20 protein-coding genes are annotated in these 20,828 nt (G+C 43.6%); 17 read left to right on the top strand and 3 right to left on the bottom strand.

The features are described 5' to 3' along the window. The first annotated feature begins 134 nt into the window (after positions 1 to 134). Both QZV86_RS08705 and QZV86_RS08700 read left to right on the top strand, forming a co-directional pair. Positions 135 to 335 carry a hypothetical protein gene (locus QZV86_RS08705; protein ID WP_295626420.1) on the top strand — a complete coding sequence of 67 codons (201 nt, stop codon included), beginning with the start codon at positions 135 to 137 and terminating at the stop codon, positions 333 to 335. Between the two features lie 287 nt (positions 336 to 622). Further along, positions 623 to 2,476: an ABC-F family ATP-binding cassette domain-containing protein gene (locus QZV86_RS08700; RefSeq protein ID WP_295626417.1), complete on the top strand. Its 1,854-nt coding sequence runs from the start codon at positions 623 to 625 to the stop codon at positions 2,474 to 2,476. A gap of 39 nt (positions 2,477 to 2,515) precedes the next feature. On the opposite strand, the gene fliE is transcribed toward QZV86_RS08700, so the two are convergent. The 3 genes from fliE to QZV86_RS08685 all read right to left on the bottom strand — a co-directional run bounded on the left by fliE (position 2,516) and on the right by QZV86_RS08685 (position 5,448). Beyond that, positions 2,516 to 2,842 (bottom strand): flagellar hook-basal body complex protein FliE, encoded by a 327-nt coding sequence (fliE, locus tag QZV86_RS08695; RefSeq protein WP_295626414.1) that lies wholly within the window; start codon positions 2,840 to 2,842, stop codon positions 2,516 to 2,518. A gap of 97 nt (positions 2,843 to 2,939) precedes the next feature. Then, complete coding sequence (locus QZV86_RS08690) at positions 2,940 to 4,253, bottom strand: sigma-54 dependent transcriptional regulator (RefSeq protein WP_295626411.1); 1,314 nt, start codon at positions 4,251 to 4,253, stop codon at positions 2,940 to 2,942. A 4-nt stretch (positions 4,254 to 4,257) separates the two neighbouring features. Then, complete coding sequence (locus QZV86_RS08685; RefSeq protein ID WP_295626408.1) at positions 4,258 to 5,448, bottom strand: ATP-binding protein; 1,191 nt, start codon at positions 5,446 to 5,448, stop codon at positions 4,258 to 4,260. A 340-nt stretch (positions 5,449 to 5,788) separates the two neighbouring features. Here QZV86_RS08685 and fliF point away from each other — a divergent pair, with 340 nt between their 5' ends. From fliF to QZV86_RS08610, 15 genes are all read left to right on the top strand, one after another. After that, the gene (gene fliF, locus QZV86_RS08680; protein WP_295626405.1) at positions 5,789 to 7,504 is read left to right on the top strand and encodes a flagellar basal-body MS-ring/collar protein FliF; all 1,716 of its coding nucleotides are present in this window, start codon (positions 5,789 to 5,791) and stop codon (positions 7,502 to 7,504) included. Further along, positions 7,497 to 8,492: a flagellar motor switch protein FliG gene (gene fliG / locus QZV86_RS08675; protein WP_295626401.1), complete on the top strand. Its 996-nt coding sequence runs from the start codon at positions 7,497 to 7,499 to the stop codon at positions 8,490 to 8,492. The genes fliF and fliG overlap by 8 nt, the downstream gene beginning before the upstream one ends. Positions 8,493 to 8,570: 78 nt before the next feature. Next, entirely contained in the window at positions 8,571 to 9,272 is a 702-nt protein-coding gene (locus QZV86_RS08670; RefSeq protein WP_295626398.1) for a flagellar assembly protein FliH, read from the top strand. Position 9,273: 1 nt separating this feature from the next. Next, a complete protein-coding gene (gene fliI, locus QZV86_RS08665) occupies positions 9,274 to 10,689 on the top strand; it encodes a flagellar protein export ATPase FliI (protein WP_295626395.1) in 1,416 nt (471 codons plus the stop codon). A gap of 14 nt (positions 10,690 to 10,703) precedes the next feature. Next, entirely contained in the window at positions 10,704 to 11,162 is a 459-nt protein-coding gene (fliJ, locus tag QZV86_RS08660) for a flagellar export protein FliJ (protein WP_295626393.1), read from the top strand. A gap of 81 nt (positions 11,163 to 11,243) precedes the next feature. Next, complete coding sequence (locus tag QZV86_RS08655; RefSeq protein WP_295626389.1) at positions 11,244 to 12,413, top strand: flagellar hook-length control protein FliK; 1,170 nt, start codon at positions 11,244 to 11,246, stop codon at positions 12,411 to 12,413. Positions 12,414 to 12,740: 327 nt separating this feature from the next. Further along, positions 12,741 to 13,235 (top strand): flagellar basal body-associated protein FliL, encoded by a 495-nt coding sequence (gene fliL / locus QZV86_RS08650; RefSeq protein WP_295626386.1) that lies wholly within the window; start codon positions 12,741 to 12,743, stop codon positions 13,233 to 13,235. Positions 13,236 to 13,242: 7 nt separating this feature from the next. After that, the gene (fliM, locus tag QZV86_RS08645) at positions 13,243 to 14,220 is read left to right on the top strand and encodes a flagellar motor switch protein FliM (RefSeq protein WP_295626383.1); all 978 of its coding nucleotides are present in this window, start codon (positions 13,243 to 13,245) and stop codon (positions 14,218 to 14,220) included. 16 nt (positions 14,221 to 14,236) lie between these two features. After that, positions 14,237 to 14,779: a flagellar motor switch protein FliN gene (fliN, locus tag QZV86_RS08640; RefSeq protein ID WP_295626380.1), complete on the top strand. Its 543-nt coding sequence runs from the start codon at positions 14,237 to 14,239 to the stop codon at positions 14,777 to 14,779. A gap of 10 nt (positions 14,780 to 14,789) precedes the next feature. Further along, positions 14,790 to 15,230, top strand: a complete 441-nt coding sequence (gene fliO, locus QZV86_RS08635; RefSeq protein ID WP_295626377.1) for a flagellar biosynthetic protein FliO — start codon at positions 14,790 to 14,792, stop codon at positions 15,228 to 15,230. Positions 15,231 to 15,327: 97 nt separating this feature from the next. After that, positions 15,328 to 16,074, top strand: a complete 747-nt coding sequence (gene fliP, locus QZV86_RS08630; RefSeq protein ID WP_295626374.1) for a flagellar type III secretion system pore protein FliP — start codon at positions 15,328 to 15,330, stop codon at positions 16,072 to 16,074. 13 nt (positions 16,075 to 16,087) lie between these two features. Further along, positions 16,088 to 16,360 (top strand): flagellar biosynthesis protein FliQ, encoded by a 273-nt coding sequence (gene fliQ / locus QZV86_RS08625; protein ID WP_096292894.1) that lies wholly within the window; start codon positions 16,088 to 16,090, stop codon positions 16,358 to 16,360. Positions 16,361 to 16,412: 52 nt separating this feature from the next. Further along, positions 16,413 to 17,210 (top strand): flagellar biosynthetic protein FliR, encoded by a 798-nt coding sequence (gene fliR, locus QZV86_RS08620; RefSeq protein ID WP_295626368.1) that lies wholly within the window; start codon positions 16,413 to 16,415, stop codon positions 17,208 to 17,210. Positions 17,211 to 17,375: 165 nt separating this feature from the next. Continuing rightward, positions 17,376 to 19,289 (top strand): hypothetical protein, encoded by a 1,914-nt coding sequence (locus tag QZV86_RS08615; RefSeq protein ID WP_295626365.1) that lies wholly within the window; start codon positions 17,376 to 17,378, stop codon positions 19,287 to 19,289. A 712-nt stretch (positions 19,290 to 20,001) separates the two neighbouring features. After that, the gene (locus QZV86_RS08610; RefSeq protein WP_295626361.1) at positions 20,002 to 20,529 is read left to right on the top strand and encodes an HPP family protein; all 528 of its coding nucleotides are present in this window, start codon (positions 20,002 to 20,004) and stop codon (positions 20,527 to 20,529) included. The last annotated feature ends 299 nt before the right edge of the window (positions 20,530 to 20,828 follow it).

Genomic DNA, 20,828 nt, shown 5'->3' with positions numbered 1-20,828 from the left:
AGAACGTGGAAGTATCGTGAATACATTGAAACACTAGGCCACGCTTATTACCATCCATAAACTGGGTTACTGTGTTCAAGCCTGAATTAAGCTGCACCGCAACCGCCTTCCCTGCTTCTTGGCTGTAGTCACAAATGATCAGGACTACGGCAACCATTAAACCAAAATCGAACGCGCTGGGCTATGACTTTTCGCACACCGAGCGTGAAGTCAATGTACTGCGTTACCGGGGTAAACCCAAAGCACATACTTGGCATATTTTACAAGCTATAGAATACAATCTGAAAAGGCTGCCTGGATTGTATGTTAATAGGCAGATACAATTGCAATCATAGGAGAAATGCGCCTTCTGGCGCCGGTAATGATCAATGAGAGCGATTGTTCGCGTGATTTGAACCAAGAAATCACTAAGAAATATTCTAATACTCACAAAAAAATCAGAAATTGTTATGAATCCAAAAATTCGTTGAATTTTGCAAAAGTCTCCCACCATGCTCTGAATGCTGGATAAATGAATATTGGAACCCGGACTACGAAATACTTATCTGTATCGGTTTTTATTGACATTAGCTCTCAGTCAAATCAATATCATTACAGATAATCAATTTATAACCAAGGCATTGTGTTAGACATTCAATCTTTAACCTACTTACAGGGTGGCCTTCCGTTGCTGGAGAATTGCAATTTACAAATTTTTTCCAATCAGCGTATCGGCCTGGTCGGTAAGAATGGCAGCGGCAAATCAACTTTGTTCCAGTTAATTCGCGGGGTGCTCAAACCCGATAGCGGAGAGGTGAGTTTCCAGTCTGGAAAAACGGTCGCCTTTGTCGAGCAGGAGATTATTGATTCTGATCAACCCGCTATTGCTTTTGTGCTGGATGGCGATGTAGAGCTACGGCAACTGGAAAAAATCCTGGCGCAGGTCGAACATGACGCAGCCTGGTTTGATGCACAACAACGTTATGAAACGATCGGTGGTTATAGCGCACGGTCACGGGCGGCGCAGTTATTGAATGGACTGGGGTTCGCTAATCCTACCCTGGAGAAACCGGTCAGTCATTTTTCTGGCGGCTGGCGCATGCGCTTGAATCTGGCTCGGGCTTTAATGCATCGCGCTGACTTGTTGTTGCTGGATGAGCCTACCAATCATTTGGATCTTGAAGCTATTCTTTGGCTGGAGCAGTATTTGACGCGATATCCGGGAAGCGTGATCGTTGTTTCTCACGACCGCGAATTTCTTAATGCTTGCGTGCATCGCATTGCGCATATCAACAATCGGCAAATTGACTGCTATAGCGGCAATTATGATGATTTTGAACGCGCGCGCGCTGAACATCTTGCGCAGCATGCACAGGCCTTCCAGCAGCAGCAAAAACAGATTGCGCATATGGAGGATTTTGTGCGGCGCTTTCGCGCCAAGGCGACCAAAGCGAAACAGGCACAAAGCCGGATTAAAGCCCTGGATCGCCTGGCGCGTCTGGCGCCACTCCATATTGAAGATGGCCATTTCGGGCTACAGATTGAAGCGCCCGAGCGCAGCCCTGATGTTTTGCTACGTATCAAAGACATGAGCTTTGGTTACGACGACCATCAACTTTTCCGACATGTGAATATTGTTTTGCAGGCAGGTGCGCGCATTGCATTGCTGGGACCGAACGGAGCCGGAAAATCCACCCTGATAAAGTTAATGACCGGGGAAATCAAACCCGTGTCGGGTGTAATTGAACGAGCACCCAATATTGGCATTGGTTACTTCGCTCAGCATCAGCTGGAAAATCTGGACGGTGAATCAACACCTTTGCAACACATGAAACAACTTGATCCAGCACAAACCGAACTGAGCTTGAGAAATTTTCTCGGCAGATTTGGCTTGGGTGGTAATCACGAGGATCGCCCGGTGGCAACTTTCTCCGGTGGGGAAAAGAGCCGTTTGGCGCTGGCAATGCTGGCATGGCAAAAACCCCATTTTCTGCTGCTCGATGAGCCCACAAATCACTTAGATTTGGATATGCGCGACGCTCTAACGCTGGCATTGGAAGCTTATACCGGGGCTGTGGTGCTGGTCTCGCATGATCGTAGCCTAGTGCGCGCGGTAGCGGATGAATTATGGCTGGTGGCAGATGGTCAAGCACAATTGCTGGATGGTGATCTGGAAGATTATAAGCGCTGGATAGAAGCCCGTCGCGCCAGAGATGCTGAAGAGTCGCGATCATCCGCGCCTAAAAATCAAACTAAGGTATCAACCAAGCCAAATAGAAAGAACCTGTTGTCTAAGCAATCAAAGCTTGAAGTTGCCTTGACGATTGCACAAAAAGAGTTGGCTGAAGCCAATCGCCAGCTCGCAGATCCGGCTACGTATATGAACCGTTCCCGGAATGAAATTGATCAACTGAGTGAGACTCTCGTCAAACTCGAGAAGAAAGTAATGGAATTGGAGGAAAGTTGGCTGGAACTGGAAATGGCGTTAGAAGAGTAGCGCAGAGGATATCTGGACAGCCTGCAAACCAAGTTTTGTTTAAACTTGCATATTCATAATTTCCTGGTAAGCAGTCACCAGTTTATTTCTGACTTGAACCATCGATTGAAATGAAACATTGGCCTTTTGCAATGAGATCATCACTTCATGCAAGTCGACATTAGATTGATCACTGACAAACTGTTCACTCATCTTGCCAGCATTCAGCTGGGCATTATTGACTTGATCAACAGCCGCTTGCAGTTTCTCGCTAAAATTGACGCTTGCAACCTCATCAAGGTTGGATTGTTTTTTTGCGCCGGAAGCAAGCGCTGAAGCTGCCTGTAATTGCTGCAATATGTTATCAATTCCGGTATTGTCCATCATTCACCTCACCATTAACCTTCTAAAGTATCGCACAAAGATTACAAAACATTCAATCGATTATATCAAACAACCTGTAACTATCTATAGGCAATATGTACTACGTTGTCATACGGTACTGCTGCAACTTATACCGTAAGGTTCGCTCTGAAATGCCTAACTTTTTAACGGCTAGTTTTCTGGAACCATTAACTGCCTCGAGTGTTTCTAAAATATGCTTTCGTTCGAGTGCCTTGATATCCTGAACCGGCGATTCCGCATTATTTGTATTTGTTTCTTGCACTGAAACGGTCTCCGGCAAATGAATATGTTCAGTATCAATCCTATTATCCATTGCCAGAATGGCCGCACGCTGTATTACATTTTCCAGTTCCCGAACATTGCCCGGCCAGGAATATTGCGTCAATTTCTTTATTGCGCCATGCGCTATTCTGCAAGGTGGTTTTTCTGAGTCGATTGCCGCTGCAGCTAGTATACGTTGCACTAGAGGTTCAATATCTAATGGTCGCTCTCGTAATGATGGAATTTCAATAGGAAAAACATTGAGTCGATAATACAGATCTTCACGGAACCGGCCATTTTTCACCATTGCCATCATGTCACGGTTCGAGGTTGCCAAAACACGGATATCCAATTTGATGGTTTTATGTCCGCCTACTCTCTCCACTTCCCTTTCCTGCAATACACGTAATAGTTTTGCTTGTAACTCTAGGGGCATTTCAGAAATCTCATCCAGCAACAATGTACCGCCTTGTGCTTGCTCAAATTTTCCGGGCTGAGCCTGTGCCGCACCTGTAAACGAACCTTTTTCATATCCAAATAGCGTAGCCTCCAGAAGATTCTCTGGAATAGCCGCACAATTGATCGCTACAAATGGTTTAGCAGCGCGTAATGAATGTTGATGAATAAAACGTGCGATCACTTCCTTTCCACAGCCACTTTCACCCGTCAACATGACGGTCGCAGGTGATTGCGCAACTCGCTTGGCCAGTGACAGTAATGACCGTGTGCATGGATCTTTAGCCACCACTTTATCGTCCTGTTCGGATTCAGATAATGCATAGCGTTTAATTTGAGCCAGCAGGCTATCCGGATCAAAAGGTTTCAGTAAATAATCACAGGCACCGATACGCATTGCAGCAACTGCTTTTTCGATATCCGCGTAAGCGGTCATTAACAATACGGGCAATTCCGGATCGAATGCTTTGATTTTTGTTAACAATGTAAATCCATCAATGGGTTTCATTTGAACATCGCTAACCACCATTCCTATCTGACGCTCTTGCAACACTTGCATGGCATCATCTCCATTGGACGCCGCAGAGGTCTCATAGCCACTTAATTTCAGGGAAGTGCAGATTGCTTCCAATAAGTCTTGGTCGTCTTCTACGACTAGAATAGGTAATGTTTTCATTGCTTCAATCTCCATTGCATCTTGGCAGATGTATTACAAACTCAGTACCGGTATCGATCGAAGAGTTGATTTGTATACTGCCGCTCATAGACTGTATGACGCTTCTAACAATGGCCAAACCTAAGCCAGTGCCCTCGGAACGCGTGGTAAAAAAAGGCTCAAACAATCTTTCTTGTAGTATCGAATCAATACCTGGTCCATTATCGAGGACACTGAAAACGATATTTGACTGTTCTAAACGAGTTGTGAGAGAAATTTGACTGCCTGCAGGCGATGCTTGAATTGCATTTTCCAGAAGATTAATTAGTGCACCGCATAAGGCCTGGCGATCAGTTACCAAAAATTCGCCTGCGCTATTATCATTCACCGTAAATTGCAAACCAAGCTGTTTCATTTGCGGCTCGATAACCTGTTGTAATTCTGCCACCAAGTCACTAATGACAAATGTTTCAAGTGGATTTGTTTCACCTTTTACAAAACGCAGCATATCTTTCGTTAAGTGCTCCAGATGATGTAAGCGTTCAACCGTTTTTGCTGCAAGTTTTTGTCGTTCACTTGGAGCCAAAGTATCACTTCCCAGGTGATTAGCATAGATTAATGCGGTTGAAAGCGGGGTACGCAATTGATGTGCAAGATTTGCTGCCATTTCTCCCATAGCGGTTAGCCGTTGATTACGTCTGATTTGCTCCTGTACCGCATAAGCTTCAGTAATGTCGTTGACTAACAGGATTCTTCTTCCGGCTGAATCGGTCGCGCTGCTTTCAATCCGGATACGCCGTTGTTCGGATGTTGTTTGCAATGTAACGTGCCATTCATTAATCAATCCTGTAGATGATAACCGTCTCTGAGACACCTGTTGCCACATCATACCCAGCAAGGGATCACCGAGTATATTGATTGCCGCAGGATTAACTTTCTCAATGCATTCTTTTGCATCAAGTGAAATCACTCCACCCGGCAAGGCGTTCAACAAAAGGCTTAACTGCTGAGATAAATTTTCTTTCGCAATTAGTTGCTTGTGCAATTCGCCATTTGCAAGCGCCAATTCCTGAGTCAATTCCGCGACTTGTTGCTGCAATTCCTGATAGGCACTGGACAACTGCTCTGATGCCTCATTAAATGCAGCAAATGCAAGCTGCAGTTGCTCTGGATCTAATGGTATCGATTGGATGTCAACAGACTTTCTAGTTTGCACTTGCTTAGATTAGCCATTGGTAGAAATTGCCGATAGCTTAACATTGTTACCAGTGCCGATAATGACGCGAATAAGGCGGGCAAAGCTATTCTTTTTGAGCAATCAGATTTTGCGAATTTATCGATAATCATCACATTAATAAAAATCTATTCAGAACTTAAGTAATCCAGTTATAAATAGCTATTCATTTACGGTATTACTCTATAGGAATTGAATCGAAATGCTGAAACGTATTGCTTGCTAAGTAACAACGATTTTTGAAAACATAAGTTACGTAATTTTCTGGTAAAAACATCACTCTGATTGAGAAGTAATTTGGGAATAAGTAGGAGAATAGTAAGTGGCGACAGTACCTAGTGAGACCAATGCAGCCCCCCCCGCTGTAACAAGCAGGCTAGAATACCTTAGTTCGCTGTCTAATCAAAAAAAACTTGGATTGATTATTTCTGTAGCTGCAGTTATTGCCTTACTTGCGGGCGCTTTGATGTGGAGCCAGACACCGGAATACCGTACCCTTTATAATAATCTGTCGGATCATGATGGCGCGTCCATTATCAGCGTATTGCAACAAATGAATGTACCTTACAAGTTTTCAGAAGGCGGAGGCACCATTCTAATTCCTGAGAATCAAGTTCATGAAATCCGCTTGAGACTGGCAGGCCAAGGGCTACCAAAAGGAGGGTTGGTTGGATTTGAATTAATGGAGAACCAAAAATTTGGTTCCAGTCAATTTCTTGAGCAAGTTAATTATCAGCGTGCAATAGAAGGCGAATTGGCACGCTCGGTTCAATCGTTATCAGCAGTACAAAGTGCACGCGTGCATCTAGCGATAGCCAAACCATCTGTCTTTTCGAGAGAAAAACAACAACCCAGCGTTTCTGTATTACTCAATTTATATCCTGGTCGTGTACTGAGTGTTGAACAGGTCAGCGCAATCGTACATTTGATGGCCAGCAGTGTACCGAGTTTGCCAGTAAAGAATGTGACTGTTATAGATCAAAATGGAAACTTGCTCAGTACTCAAAATGATAAAAAAGAAGATTCCAGATTCGATGCCAAACAATTGGCGTATCTACAGAAGCTTGAAGAAAACTATATCCGTCGTATTGAAACCATATTAACGCCTATTACCGGAGCCGCTAATGTACGCGCACAAGTAACGGCTGACGTCGATTTTTCTCGTATCAAGCGTGCAGAAGAAACTTATCGGCCTAATAACACGGAAACGGATCGCGCCTCGATTCGGAGTCAGCAAACACATGAATCTAAGTCTATCGGCTCAAAACTCGATGGAGGGATCCCTGGAGCACTGACAAACAGGCCGCCAGAGCCAGCAATCGCGCCAATCGAAGTAGGGGGTAAAAAACCCGCTGGAAATAAAGCTGGGGATGATGAAGAGGAAGATGATAATACTCCGCCGCTACCTATCGATACAAAAAAGGAATCGACAATTAATTACGAAGTTGATAAAACTATTCAGCATACGCAACAATCCACCGGAAATATCAAACGATTATCCGCTGCGGTTGTTGTTAATTATCGCAAGAAGGTGGATGAAAACGGAGAAATCACTTACGAACCGTTAAGTACCGAAGAAATTAAAGAAATCAATAATCTCGTCAGAGAGGCTATGGGCTATAACGAAAAACGAGGAGACTCGCTAACTGTTACTAATGGCTTATTCACAGGCGAAACTGAAACAGTTTTGGAAATTCCACTCTGGAAAGATCCAGACGTCATCATGCTGGCAAAAGATTTTGCGAAACAATTATTAATCATAAGTGTCGTTCTATTTTTCTTGTTAAAAATTCTTCGACCGTTTCTCAAGAGTCTGGCGCCACCGCCACCAGTCCCGGCTTTGACCGATAGCACAACTCAGGTCGACGCTGATGGAACTGTATTGGAGCAATTGCCGGGACAAATGGATGGAACGGCGATGCAGGCTATTCAGAAATCGATGTACGATGCAAATCTCAAACGCGCTAAACAATTGGCCTTAGACGAGCCATCCATCGTCGCTAATGTTGTTAAGGATTGGATGGTTAAAAATGGATGATGAAGGACTCAAGAAGAGCGCCATTTTGCTGATGACCTTGGGCGAACAAGAAGCCGCATCGGTAATTAAATTATTAGGACCAAAAGAAGTCCAAAAACTGGGTGAGACCATGTCCACGCTGCAGAATATTACTCGATCAGAAATTGAAAACATAGTATCTGAATTCTGTGATGAAGCTGAGGGAAGAACTACCTTAGGGCAGAATTCGTCAGATTACATCCGCAAAGTCTTAACCAGCGCATTGGGTGACGAAAAAGCAGCCAACCTTATAGATCGAATTTTACAAGGCGGCGATACCAGCGGCATTGAAGGACTGAAATGGATGGATGCAGCCTCAGCGGCTGAATTAATTAAAAGTGAGCATCCACAAATTATCGCTACTATCCTCGTTCATCTGGAACGCGATCAGGCCTGCGAGATTTTAAGTCTGTTCACTGAGCGCTTACGTAACGATACTTTATTACGCATTGCTACGCTGGATAGTATTCAACCTGATGCGTTACGTGAACTCAATGATGTATTAACAAAATTGCTATCGGGCAGTACCAATATCCGCAAATCGGCTATGGGCGGAGTCCGCACGGCTGCCGAAATTCTCAATTTTGCTCCATCGGCTCACGAAGCCAGCGTTATTGAAAACATTAAGCAGTACGATGAAGAATTGGCGCAAAAAATCATGGATGAAATGTTTGTATTTGATAACCTGATTGACATAGATGATCATGGTATTCAACTACTGCTCCGGGAAGTGCAATCAGAATCTTTAATAATCGCTCTGAAAGGTGCACAAGAAGAGTTACGCAAGAAGATTTTCAAGAACATGTCGCAACGTGCCGCTGAAGCTCTTCGCGAAGACCTTGAAAGTAAAGGTCCAGTGCGTATTTCTGAAGTCGAAGCTGAGCAAAAAGAGATTCTTAAGGTTGTGCGTCAATTGGCGGATGATGGGCAAATTGTTCTGGGCGGAAAGGGTGATGATGGTTTTATCTAGCCGATAGTTTTTCCGTTAAATTATTCAGATCAATAACAGTAGCTTCTGGCCATTTAGTTCGAAACTCAAGGCTTACCGATGATAACAAATAATTTTGTTCCAAAAGAAGAACTCAAGGCTTATCAACCCTGGGAAATGGATTCTTTAGAAGATTCTGATTTATTGACAAAAACTCAGGAAACTGAGGATCATTATCCAGAAGATGAACAGAAAAGAGAAGCACTGCCAAACGAAGAAGAAATTGCGGCAGCTTATCAGCGTGCTAAAGAAACCGGTTATGCAGTAGGATTACAGCAAGGCCATGCGGCCGGATATGCTGAAGGTAGGGAAGTTGCAGAAATAGAAATGAAAGTAGAAGTAGCTCGAATTCAATCACTACTCACAAAACTGTCCCAAGATCTTCAGAACATGGATCAACAGGTTGCAGACAGTTTACTGGATTTGTCGATTGCACTCGCGAGAAAGTTAGTTACAGAAGCATTAAAGCTAAAACCTGATCTGATCATACCCATTGTACAAGAGGCTCTTCGCAATTTACCGCAATCAATGCAACATCCGCGTCTCTATTTAAACCCAGAAGATGCAAAACTGGTGGCAACACATCTTAACGAGCAGGCAGAACAAGATAACTGGTGCATCCGTGAAGATGAACAATTATCCCGAGGTGGTTGCCGTATTGAAGCGGATGGTAGCGAAATCAACGGAAGTATGGAAATTCGCTGGCATAGAGCTCTATCGGCCATTGGTCACGATGACAAATGGCTTGAGATGACAGACTAGGATGTCACGTCATGAACAATGGAGCAGTTTCTTAAAGAATTGCTCTCAAATCATTAATCCGACCAGTCCCTTCTTATTGAGCGGAACAGTAACCAAGGTTACAGGATTGGTCATGGAAGCAGTAGGACTCAGATTAGCGGTGGGGAGTAGTTGCACTGTTTTCTTATCAAACGGCCAAAATGTTTCGGCTGAAGTTGTAGGGTTCTCAGGAGAGCGTTTATTCTTGATGCCATCAAGTGATGTCTATGGACTATCACCGGGTGCAAAAGTATTTCCTTCAGAAATTGTCAGTGAGCCTCCCCGTATCGGCAATCTTCAACATCCACGAAGACGCGCTGCGGATCGTGCGAAGCATGTAATTGTTGGACCAGAGTTACTAGGACGCGTATTAAATGGTATGGGTGAGCCGCTCGACCGGCTTGGACCAACCCATGCAGAACATAGCGTGCCTCTCTACAGCCGTCCTTTTAATCCACTAGAACGCTTTCCTGTCAATGAACCGCTTGATGTTGGGGTACGCGCCATTAACACACTGCTTACGGTAGGAAGAGGACAGCGCATGGGATTGTTCGCAGGAAGTGGGGTAGGAAAAAGCGTATTACTAGGAATGATGGCACGCTATACCACTGCCGATGTGATTGTCGTCGGTTTAATCGGAGAGCGGGGACGCGAGGTTAAGGAATTTATTGAAAATATTCTAGGGGAGGAAGGACTCGCACGCTCCGTGGTTGTTGCTGCACCTGCGGACACTTCACCATTGTTACGTCTACAAGGTGCTGCCTATGCAACAGCTATTGCCGAATATTTTCGAGATAGCGGCAAGCATGTATTGCTCATCATGGATTCATTGACTCGTTATGCCATGGCACAGAGAGAAATAGCTTTGGCTATCGGTGAGCCTCCAGCCACTAAAGGCTATCCGCCATCAGTATTTGCCAAATTACCTCAATTAGTCGAGCGCGCTGGTAACGGCAGTCAGAATAGTGGCTCAATTACAGCTTTTTATACTGTGTTAGCAGAGGGAGACGACCAGAATGATCCAATTGTGGATAGCGCCCGCGCTATTCTTGATGGTCATATTGTTTTATCACGAAGATTAGCGGAAGCAGGACATTATCCAGCAATCGATATTGAAGCTTCGATTAGTCGCGTGATGACCAGCGTGGTGCCACAGAAACAAATTGAAATGGCACGGCAATTTAAAAGCCTATATGCACGCTATCAACGCAGTCATGACTTGATCAGTGTTGGCGCTTATGTCGCGGGCACGGATCCAGAACTTGATCGAGCCATTCGGCTTTACCCCGCATTCGAAAAATTTTTACTACAAACCATGTCGCAATATGAGAATTCTGCCGATAGCCTTATGAAGCTAACAAATTTATTTGAGAATGAAAATAGCAAATACAGCGCCTAGGGAAAAACATTATTATGTCGACAAATTCATCGCTGAAAATTCTTCTGGATTTAGCGCAACAACAAACGGATGCTTTAGCAAGAAAACTCGGTAAGCTGAATATCCAACAGCAAGAAGCAGAAAAGAAATTAAATTTGCTGCTGCAATATCGTCATAGCTATCAATCGCACATGCAGGATTCAACAGGAACCGGAATTGACCATATTGAGTGGCTTAATTTTATTGCTTTCATGAACAAACTTGATGCTGCGATAACAGAGCAGCGCCAGGCGGTAATATTTGCCCAAAAAATAAAAATTGCTGGAGGTGATGAATTTCTATCCAGTCAACAAAAATTAAAATCCTACGATACGTTATCGCAACGTATAAAAAGTGCAGAAGATTTAATGCAAGTAAAAAATGAACAGAAAATACAAGATGAATTCGCATCAAATTCCTTCTATCGCAATTTGCATGTCCCCAAAGACAGCTAGCCGCATAACTGCACATGTCACACTGGTATGAATATTGCTATTTGCTTGGTAGCATTATTAATCGTATGAGACCCCAAATTTATGTTAAGCATATCAGTTGCACCTCAAATTAATTCTTCAGCTGAGAATAATATTGCAGTACCAATCAATTCAAGTTCATCAGGCGCAAATGAATCCGACGGTGAAGAGTTTGGAACAGTTTTGCAGCGTGAAGTATCTGAAGCAGCAAACAAGGATGAGAAAAATAGCACATCCGCTACGAAAGAGCGCTCTGACAGCCCATCATCTCCAGAAGATAGCGATGATGATACAAATGCAATCTCAACCGTGCCTGAAGCAGTAATTACGGATGGAACAGCCAACTTTATTCAAACTCTGCTAAATAATTCGGCCCATCAAATCAACGTTAATCTCACACAAGTTCCTGTAGAGTCAATACTCGATCCCAATACAAAGACTGGGCTATCCAATATGCCACAAGTATCAACCACGATATTTCCGAATTCATTAATTCCACAAGATGGTGAGCCGACTCCGGGTTCAATGGCTGCAACGGTGAATCCCATGCTTCAGCAAAAACTGATACAGCCTAACTTAATCACGAATGATTATTTTTCGCTACCCAATAATATCTGGCAATCATTGAATTCGGCAGATTCTGCCGTTGACGGCAATTTATTGTCATTTTCTTCAGAAATGAGCGTAATCACCCAAAGCTCCCCAGTGGAATCGATATTTTCGGCGCGTAACGAACCATTCACATCACAATCATTTAGTTTAACTGGTACTGGCACAGCAAATACTTTACCGCCGGATATTCATGTCGACCTTCCAATAAATCAGCCAAAGTGGGGAAGTGAATTTGCACAAAAAGTAGTTTGGTTGACTTCTCAGCAAAATCAGGTGGCTGAGATCCACCTGAATCCAGCACATTTGGGACCTGTCGAAGTGACGTTAACGATCACGCAGGATCAGGCCACTGCACAATTTGTGTCTCCACATTTAGCGGTACGCGAAGCTATTCAGGAAGCTTTGCCAAGGTTAAGAGAGATGATGGCTGAAAACGGTATCCAATTAGGCAATGTAATGATTGGCGCCGATTCCTTCCAGCAAGAAAACAAACAACAGCAGAGTTATCAATCAGCAAGAAATGCAACCAACATACTTGGTGCTGAAGCGGAGACCGGCAATCAGATTGAAACCATTACTACGCCTAGCAGGCATCTTGGCATGGTCAACACTTACGCGTAATATTTTAATAATGCTCCGTTTGATTTCTAGGTATTTATCCCTCATGTATTGAGTTACCGGATTGTCTGAAAATAACCAGAACAGCGATTATCCGACAATCCGGCTATCAATCATGCAAACAAAAATGGATTACGCAACAAATAAAATCTGTTTTCATATTCATGCAACTGTCGTCTCTTTCTAAAAACCGAAATCTTTAAATACCTGCTTGGTCGCTGATGAGTTTCAGTATCTGAAAATAGCGACACTATTTCATTGTTATTTGACATATCAGTTTGTTGCTCCGTCGAAGATAATAAATTTCGTCAAATAGCGGAGCTGAACTAAATGTCAAAATCTAATGAAACACCACCTGCTGCAGAAGGCAAAAAGAGCAAGAAGGGTTTGATAATTATCATTTTGATTGCAATCGTCGCGCTCGGCGCTGGTGTGGGTGGCACATGGTACTTCATGCAAATGTCAGCCGACGAGGAAGGCGAAACTGAAAAGCCCAAGCCAAAAGCAAAACCAACCACCTTTATAGACCTTGAGATTTTTACTGTCAATCTTCAACCGGAAGAGAACAATCAATATTTGCAGGTGGGATTAACCGTCAAAGTCAGAGAAACCGAAGCTGTACAAGAAATAGCCAAACAAATGCCGTTGATTCGCAATCGTATTCTTATGTTGCTTTCCAGTAAGAAGGCGGCTGATATTTCGAGCATTGCCGGCAAGCAACAACTAAGCCAGCAGATTTCTGATGAAATCAGGCATTCACTTGATTCCGAAGATCTACAAGAAGACGTACGAGAAGTATTATTCACATCGTTTGTAATTCAGTAAGTCGAACATGGCTGAAGATTTTCTCTCTCAAGATGAAGTTGATGCACTTCTTAAAAGTACCACGGGTGAAACCGATGAGATAGTAGAAGAGGTAGAGACAGGTGGTGTCCGTAATTATAATCTTGCGACACAAGAGCGCATTGTTCGAGGACGGATGCCCACCTATGAAATTATCAACGAACGGTTTGCAAGATTATTACGTATCGGCTTATTCAATTTTATGCGCCGCACAGTGGATATAGCGGTTGGTCCGGTTAAAGTAATCAAGTTTAGTGAGTTCGTGCGTAATCTGGTCGTACCAACTAACCTCAATATGGTTCAAATGAAACCATTGCGAGGTACAGCATTGCTTGTTTTTGATCCCGATTTGATTTTTCTGATTGTGGATAACTTGTTTGGCGGTGACGGCAGATATCACACGCGCATTGAAGGAAGAGATTTTACCCAGACAGAACAGCGCATTATTCAGCGTTTATTAGGTGTGGTTTTTGAAGAGTACGAGAAGTCGTGGAAGCCCGTTTATCCTATTCAGTTTGAATATGTTAGATCTGAAATGAATCCTCAGTTTGCTACGATCGCCACACCGAACGAAGTGGTAGTTTGCGTAACTTTTGATATTGATTTGGGAAATAAAGGAGGTGGATTGCATGTTTGCATTCCATATTCAATGGTTGAACCCATTCGAGATACCTTATATAGCGCATTGCAAGGGGATCATTTAGAAATCGATAAACGCTGGATCAAATTAATGTCGCAGCAAGTTCAAGGCGCTGAAGTGGAATTGGTTGCAAACATTGGATGTACAAAAGTTACATTTGAACAGATTCTGAGCATGCAAGCTGGGGATATTATTCCGCTGGAAATCCCAAAATCTATTTCAGTATGTGTTGATGGTGTACCTGTAATGGACTGCCGCTACGGCACTATGAACGGGCATTATGCACTGAGAGTTAATTCAATGATTTCTAGATCAGAATTCGAATAATTTATTGGAGAGCAAGATGTCAGAATCAACAGAAAGCACACAAGCAGAACCCGATGATTGGGCGGCGGCCATGGCTGAACAAGCGACAGCTTCACAAACTGATGCACGTAATGACAATGAAGATGCCACCGATGATTGGGCAGCGACCACGGCTGACCCGACAACTGCAGAGCAAAGTAGCACAAATTCTCTCGCAGAGACTGACAAAGGGCAAAACAGATCTGTATTTGGTTCACAGAATGCTAGCGCATCAGTATTTCAGGAATTCTCTAAAGATGGAGAATCGCATGGGGCCCGACATGACATAGATTTGATTCTGGATATTCCAGTGCAAATGACAGTGGAACTCGGCCGAACCAAGATTGCGATCAAAAATCTATTGCAACTTGCACAAGGCTCTGTAGTAGAGCTTGACGGTATGGCCGGTGAGCCTATGGATGTACTGGTTAATGGTTGCCTGATTGCACAAGGCGAAGTTGTGGTCGTGAATGATAAGTTCGGCATCCGCTTGACCGATATCATTACGCCTAGTGAACGGATTCGCAAACTTAATCGCTAGGGCTCATAAAATGCCAAGTCGTTATTTGCTGTTTCTCATTGTAATCGCTCCATTCCCGGCCATTGCCGAAACTGGAAAGCCAAGTTACATCTCCCCTCCCGCCGTGATCTCAACCGAGAGTACGTTACAAATGATGGGCGGGCTACTGCTGGTATTGGCGCTCATAGGTGGTATTACTTGGCTGCTTAGGCGATATTCATTGATACCGACTACCACCGCAGGCATTGTCAAAGTTGTTGCAGCTACCGGAGTGGGCCAAAGAGAGCGCGTGGTAGTAGTAGAGATTGATAATACTTGGCTGGTTCTTGGCGTGGCCCCCGGCCGCGTGAGCAAATTACACGCGATGACTAAGCCTACGAATGAAGCGTCCGATCCGATATCGCATGAGTCACCTCCTTCCCCGGTCTTTGCCGAGCAACTTAACCAGAGTATAAAAAAAGAAAATGCATAACAAGCTCCCTACACCGATTATTCATTTACCTTCACACTTCACTAAGATTATCCATGAATTGCCATCAGATCTCTCGCGAGATCTGAGTAGAATAATCATGTCTCGATTATTCCGGATAGCACTTTTCTTTGCCGGTTTCATTGCTTTACCAGCATTTGCACAACAATCCGGTTTTCCAGCATTTACTAGCACATCTAACGCAGATGGAAGTGCCACCTATACATTGAGCTTACAAACGTTATTGTTGTTAACGTCACTGACATTTTTACCTGCCTTGGTACTAATGATGTCAAGTTTCACCCGTATCATCATTGTGTTGTCATTTCTTAGAATGGCGTTAGGCACGCAATCTTCCCCGCCTAACCAAGTGTTGCTTGGATTAGCTTTGTTTTTAACTTTCTTCATTATGTCACCGGTTATTGATCGTGTTTATTCCGAAGCTTATCTACCTTTTTCTGAAGATAAAATAAGCATTATGGAAGCGGCTGAAAAAGCGAGCGTGCCGCTGAAATCGTTTATGCTGCATCAGACCCGGGAAACGGATCTAGCACTTTTTATTCAAATCTCCGAAAGTGAAGAGCTTGAAAATCGCGATGAAGTACCACTGAAAATACTTGTTCCAGCATATATTACCAGCGAACTGAAAACGGCATTCCAAATTGGTTTTGTTATTTTCATCCCATTTCTGATTATTGACTTAGTTGTTTCCAGTGTATTGATGGCCATGGGTATGATGATGCTGTCTCCAATGATTATTTCACTACCCTTTAAATTAATGCTTTTTGTTTTGGTCGATGGCTGGCATTTAATTATTGGCTCATTGACTCAAAGCTTTTATACCTAAAAGGAAACCTACTATGACCCCAGAAGGTGCGATGACCATCGGCCGACAGGCGCTTGAAATCACATTCATGATTTCTGCCCCATTACTGCTCGCGGCTTTAGCAACAGGTTTGCTAGTCAGCATTTTTCAAGCGGCAACTCAGATTAACGAGATGACCTTGTCATTCATACCCAAATTATTAGTCATGTTCTTGGTTATGGTACTAGCTGGACCGTGGATGATTGCTGTTATGACAGATTATATGCAACGACTGTTCACAAGCATTCCGTGGTTGGCAGTCGGTTAAGGTTTATAGTCAATTTAACTTTCTTTAGCCAAGCAAGCAATGGGCTAATAGCATGATCAACATAACCACCGCAGAATTAAATACATTACTAGCAGCATTTATTTGGCCACTAAGCAGAATTCTGGCTCTGATCGCAAGCGCCCCTATATTAGGAAACCCCAGTGTCCCGGTCAAGGTAAAGCTGGGCTTGGCGATTATGATTACGATCTTAGTCATGCCATTAGTCGAGAAATCATTGCCGCAAATTGATCCAACTTCTGGAATTGGCTTAGTAATCCTGCTACAACAAGTATTGATTGGCGTGGCCATTGGATTTGTCATGCGCGTTGTTTTCACTGCTGTTGAAATGGCGGGTGAATTAATTGGTTTACAAATGGGACTGGGCTTCGCAATATTTTTTGATCCCCAAAATTCCGGTCAGATAGACATTATCGGACGCTTTTTGGGAGTGATCGCCAGCCTGGCATTTCTTGCCATGGATGGCCATTTGATGATGATTGCCTTAATCTCACAGAGCTTCAACACCCTGCCCATAGGCCCAACAGCGATAACAGATACCACATTCACCACACTTGCAAACTGGGGAGGAGAAATTTTTAAATCTGGGCTGCAATTATCACTGCCTGTTCTGACAGCATTACTGATCACCAACCTTGCCCTAGGCATCCTAACTCGAGTCGCACCACAATTAAATATCTTCGCAGTGGGTTTTCCGCTAACTCTAGCCATTGGCTTCTTTGTTTTAGGGCTCAGTATGCCTTTCTATACCCCCATTCTAGAGTATTTAGTACACGAAGGTTTGAGTCTGATGATGGGTATTCTTAACATTGATGAAATCAATATGCCATAAAAATAATAAGAAGTAGGTTTTGCCATAAATTGATTTAAATCTTTTGATAAACAGGCAATATTCCCCTTCTTTTTCAAGACAAATCTATCATCCAAAAGCTGCTAAAGTAGTTATCTATTTTCTGGAAATTGTTTATTCATATAACTGCTGGTTTGGTTAAAATTTATGACATTCAAGTCACGCTTATTCAATTCACTGCGCAAACTGTCTTCATCGACGGAATCACATCCAGAAGATGCAGTTGTCTTGTCTACTGATGATTCAGAGTATTGCGATATGTCGAGTGATGATCAGCAGTTTGCATCAGCAGATGAAATCAAACAATTGCTTGATACTGCATTCCGCAATCGACTTAGTGTTGAAGATCAAGCAATCAAAGAAGCGCATAGGCGGATTGAAGCAGAAAATATTGCTAAAGTGACTGCTGAAGCGAGAGCCCGAGCAGAGGCCAACGCCAGAATTGCAGCTGAAACCCGAATCCAAGCCGAGGCAATGGCAACTGATCAAGCTCGGGTCAGAGCAAAAGCTGAAGCATTAGCATTTCGAGAAGCCAATACTCGCCGCGAACTTGAAATAAAAGCAAAACTGCTTGCGGATGAAAAAATAAAAGCTGAGAAGGCCTTAAATGCGTTATTGGAAGCTAAAATCAAAGCCGAAGCTTCGATTGTTGAGAAAATGCAGAAACGTGTTGAACAAGAAGCGATGATGCTGGATAAGGCACACGCAGCTGCACAAAAAGAAAAAGAAGCTACAGAAGCAGCGAAATATCGGATTCAACTAGCAAACGATGCACATTCTGCCGCACTAGCTGCAATCGAAGCAGAAACCAGCGCAGCGATCCTGGCACAAATCAAAATTCAGGAAGCGCAAAAAATCATGGCGTTGTCTAAAGCACATGAAGCAGCTGAAAAACAAGCTCTCGAAGAATTGCAGACGCGCTCACGAATTGAATCACAAACCTTGGTACAAGTTTCTCGGCGCTTGGAAGAAGAAAAACGGGCAAAAGAAAATGAGGAAGAACGGCTAAAATCTGAAACGACTGCTACCAATGCGGCAGTGAAAAAAGTAGAAACTGAAGCCATCGCAGCTGAGCAAGCTAAGAAAAGAAACGAGTTAGATATTCAAGCAACAATTGCTGCATGCAAAAAATTCGATGCAGAAAAAGCTGCAGCAGAAATAGCCGAATCCATTATTGCCAAGGACAATGCGGCGACCGAAGCTATCAAGGCACGGCTGGCTCTAGAATCTGAGTTGCTAGAGGAAGCAAATCAGCGGATGTGGATTGAATCTGAGACACTAGTTGCTGCGGAAATGGCTTTGCGAGCAGAAAAAGAAGCCACAGCCATTGCAAAAGAGAAGCAAAAAATCGAAACTGCCGCAACCAAAGAATATCAGAAACGTGCCAAAGCAGATGAGGAAGCGATCAAAGCGGCTAAAGCACGCACTGAAGCTGAGAAATCCGCACGGGATGCTGCAAAAAGCAAGACAGAAGCTGAAGTGCGATTAACAACAGCCGCAGAAGCAAAGACACAAATGGATATCCTTGCAGCTCAAGAAGCTAATAGCAAAGCTGATTTGGAACAGCGCCTGCAAAATGATGCAGAAATCCGTGCCAAAGCGATAGTGGATGCAAAGCAAGCAGTGGCTGAGCGTCTTGAAATTGAGCAGAAAATTACAGGGTTGGCAATCACTAGGGCACAAGCCAAAATTATGGCCACCAATAAAGCCAGAGCGCAACTTGAAGCTGAAAAGAATGCCACTAGAATTGCATTGGAGAAAGCCAGAAAAGAATCAGCAGCTCTGCTTGCCATGCAAGAACGTATAGCTTTGGAATCAACTGCATTAGAAGCTGCTGCTGCCAGAGAAGTGGTTGAGACTATGGCTAAAGAAGCGCTGTTTGCCCGCTCTCAAGCAGACAAAGAAGCGACTGCTGCGGCTACTGTAAGAATACGAGCAGAAATCGCCGCTGCAGAACATTCACGCAATAGAATGACCTCGGATACAATAAATCAACGACCGAGTAGTTCAAAACCAACCGCCGCGATCGCAGATCCGCCTTCAGGTAGATCTAAAGGCTAACTTGCAATTTCCTATAGCTTTATTGTGAGGATAAAGCTAATCCTTGGAAACTATAGGACTAAAAAATTATTACAAGAGACCTTTGCAAAATTCAACGAATTTTCAAATTCGTTACAATTACTGATTTTTATGTAAGTATCTGGGTATTTTTTAGTAACTTCCTTGCTGAAATCATGCGAACAATCACTCTCATCGATCATTATCGGCTTAGAAGGTGCATTTCTCCTATGATTACGATTGTATCTGCCTATTAACATACAATCTGGGCCAAGACCCTAATAAGAATTTTGATATCTTGTATGCTAAACGTCGTATAAAATATGACTCAATCGGCATGTTTGGATCATGGCTTCCTTTCAACTTATTTTCACCAGTCGTCGGTTTTCGTGCAACATTCATACCGCGTCCTGATGTCAGGCTTATGATGTCTCATCGCGCTATTGGTTAGCCAATAAGCATAGTGCGTAGCTGGTAGTGATCTGCAAGATCCAACTGGTCAGGCTGGCTCTTTCCTGGGTAACATGCTTGATATCATTGTGGGCTGGGTCCTCAATGGAGTTATCTAAAACGCGTGAGCCTTGATATAGGATATAATTCTATATCAAAGAAGGCGACTATTTCGATAAAGTCTCACAAAGCCCGAACATAGCTGATGAGTCTCTTTTCATAGATCATTCACATTGCGCCCTATTCAACCATGGTCAGTCACTAGATGAAGATTCCAATAAATCAGCACCCACTCGTTCGTCTCCTTTGGTGTGCGATTGGCGCATCCGTGGCACTCTTCTTTGCCTTATGGGTAACAAAGGTACCTGAGACATCGTTTCTTCTGGCATCACTTGGCGGATCGACTATTTTTCTATTTGGTCTCACGCGAGTACCAGCCGCTCAGCCGCGCGCATTGTTCGGAGGACATCTGGGTGGCGCGTTTATTGGCATTGCTTGTTATCAGGTGTTGGGTGACACGATTTTCGTCTATACTACGGCCATCGCCCTTACACTATGTTTCATGCTCCTTATGCGTACAGTCCACCCACCTGCTGGCGCTAATCCTATCATCATGATCCATGCTCATTCCGGGTGGTCGGCACTCTGGGAATCTGTTTTCCTAGGAATTGGTTGTCTTTTCCTGGTAGCTACTGTGTGGAGTCGCCTTTACCCAGGCTTAGCTCATTACCCAGTTTCATCCATGGAACCATCACCTCCAAGTCTCAACTGGGGCGGGTGGCGAGAAGACTAGAACGAAATTGCGACATCTAAAGAGAACAAAACGTAACCCTTCCTGCCGCCAAATGGACAGAATTCCATGTCGATACCATTTGCACGATCGTAGCGGATGTTTTTCCGAATATTGATATTGTGGATAAGCGTCCAACCTCTACTCCACCGTTTTACCGAATTCCAGTTTATGCCCAATGTAACTGCGTAATAGGCCGTAGGCGCGCTGACGAAAGGAATGTTACCCGCATAACTGGTGCCTTTGTTATTTAGAGCTTACTCAAAAAGCATAACTAACTGATTGAGTTTAACAATATTGTA

The organism is uncultured Nitrosomonas sp. (assembly GCF_902826915.1).
In the GTDB taxonomy this organism is placed as follows: domain Bacteria; phylum Pseudomonadota; class Gammaproteobacteria; order Burkholderiales; family Nitrosomonadaceae; genus Nitrosomonas.
Note: the sequence above shows the minus strand (reverse complement) of the source record. Positions and strands in the feature narration are given on the sequence as shown.

Bases quoted from the DNA above. Each gene is read 5' to 3' on its own strand.
- fliM (WP_295626383.1), top strand. From the start codon at position 13,243: ATGGCTGAAGATTTTCTCTCTCAAGATGAAGTTGATGCACTTCTTAAA.
- QZV86_RS08690 (WP_295626411.1), bottom strand. From the start codon at position 4,253: ATGAAAACATTACCTATTCTAGTCGTAGAAGACGACCAAGACTTATTG.
- QZV86_RS08705 (WP_295626420.1), top strand. From the start codon at position 135: ATGATCAGGACTACGGCAACCATTAAACCAAAATCGAACGCGCTGGGC.
- fliL (WP_295626386.1), top strand. From the start codon at position 12,741: ATGTCAAAATCTAATGAAACACCACCTGCTGCAGAAGGCAAAAAGAGC.
- fliI (WP_295626395.1), top strand. From the start codon at position 9,274: ATGTCACGTCATGAACAATGGAGCAGTTTCTTAAAGAATTGCTCTCAA.
- fliQ (WP_096292894.1), top strand. From the start codon at position 16,088: ATGACCCCAGAAGGTGCGATGACCATCGGCCGACAGGCGCTTGAAATC.
- QZV86_RS08655 (WP_295626389.1), top strand. From the start codon at position 11,244: ATGTTAAGCATATCAGTTGCACCTCAAATTAATTCTTCAGCTGAGAAT.
- fliN (WP_295626380.1), top strand. From the start codon at position 14,237: ATGTCAGAATCAACAGAAAGCACACAAGCAGAACCCGATGATTGGGCG.
- fliJ (WP_295626393.1), top strand. From the start codon at position 10,704: ATGTCGACAAATTCATCGCTGAAAATTCTTCTGGATTTAGCGCAACAA.
- fliE (WP_295626414.1), bottom strand. From the start codon at position 2,842: ATGATGGACAATACCGGAATTGATAACATATTGCAGCAATTACAGGCA.
- QZV86_RS08615 (WP_295626365.1), top strand. From the start codon at position 17,376: ATGACATTCAAGTCACGCTTATTCAATTCACTGCGCAAACTGTCTTCA.
- fliG (WP_295626401.1), top strand. From the start codon at position 7,497: ATGGATGATGAAGGACTCAAGAAGAGCGCCATTTTGCTGATGACCTTG.
- fliO (WP_295626377.1), top strand. From the start codon at position 14,790: ATGCCAAGTCGTTATTTGCTGTTTCTCATTGTAATCGCTCCATTCCCG.
- QZV86_RS08670 (WP_295626398.1), top strand. From the start codon at position 8,571: ATGATAACAAATAATTTTGTTCCAAAAGAAGAACTCAAGGCTTATCAA.
- fliP (WP_295626374.1), top strand. From the start codon at position 15,328: ATGTCTCGATTATTCCGGATAGCACTTTTCTTTGCCGGTTTCATTGCT.
- QZV86_RS08610 (WP_295626361.1), top strand. From the start codon at position 20,002: ATGAAGATTCCAATAAATCAGCACCCACTCGTTCGTCTCCTTTGGTGT.
- fliR (WP_295626368.1), top strand. From the start codon at position 16,413: ATGATCAACATAACCACCGCAGAATTAAATACATTACTAGCAGCATTT.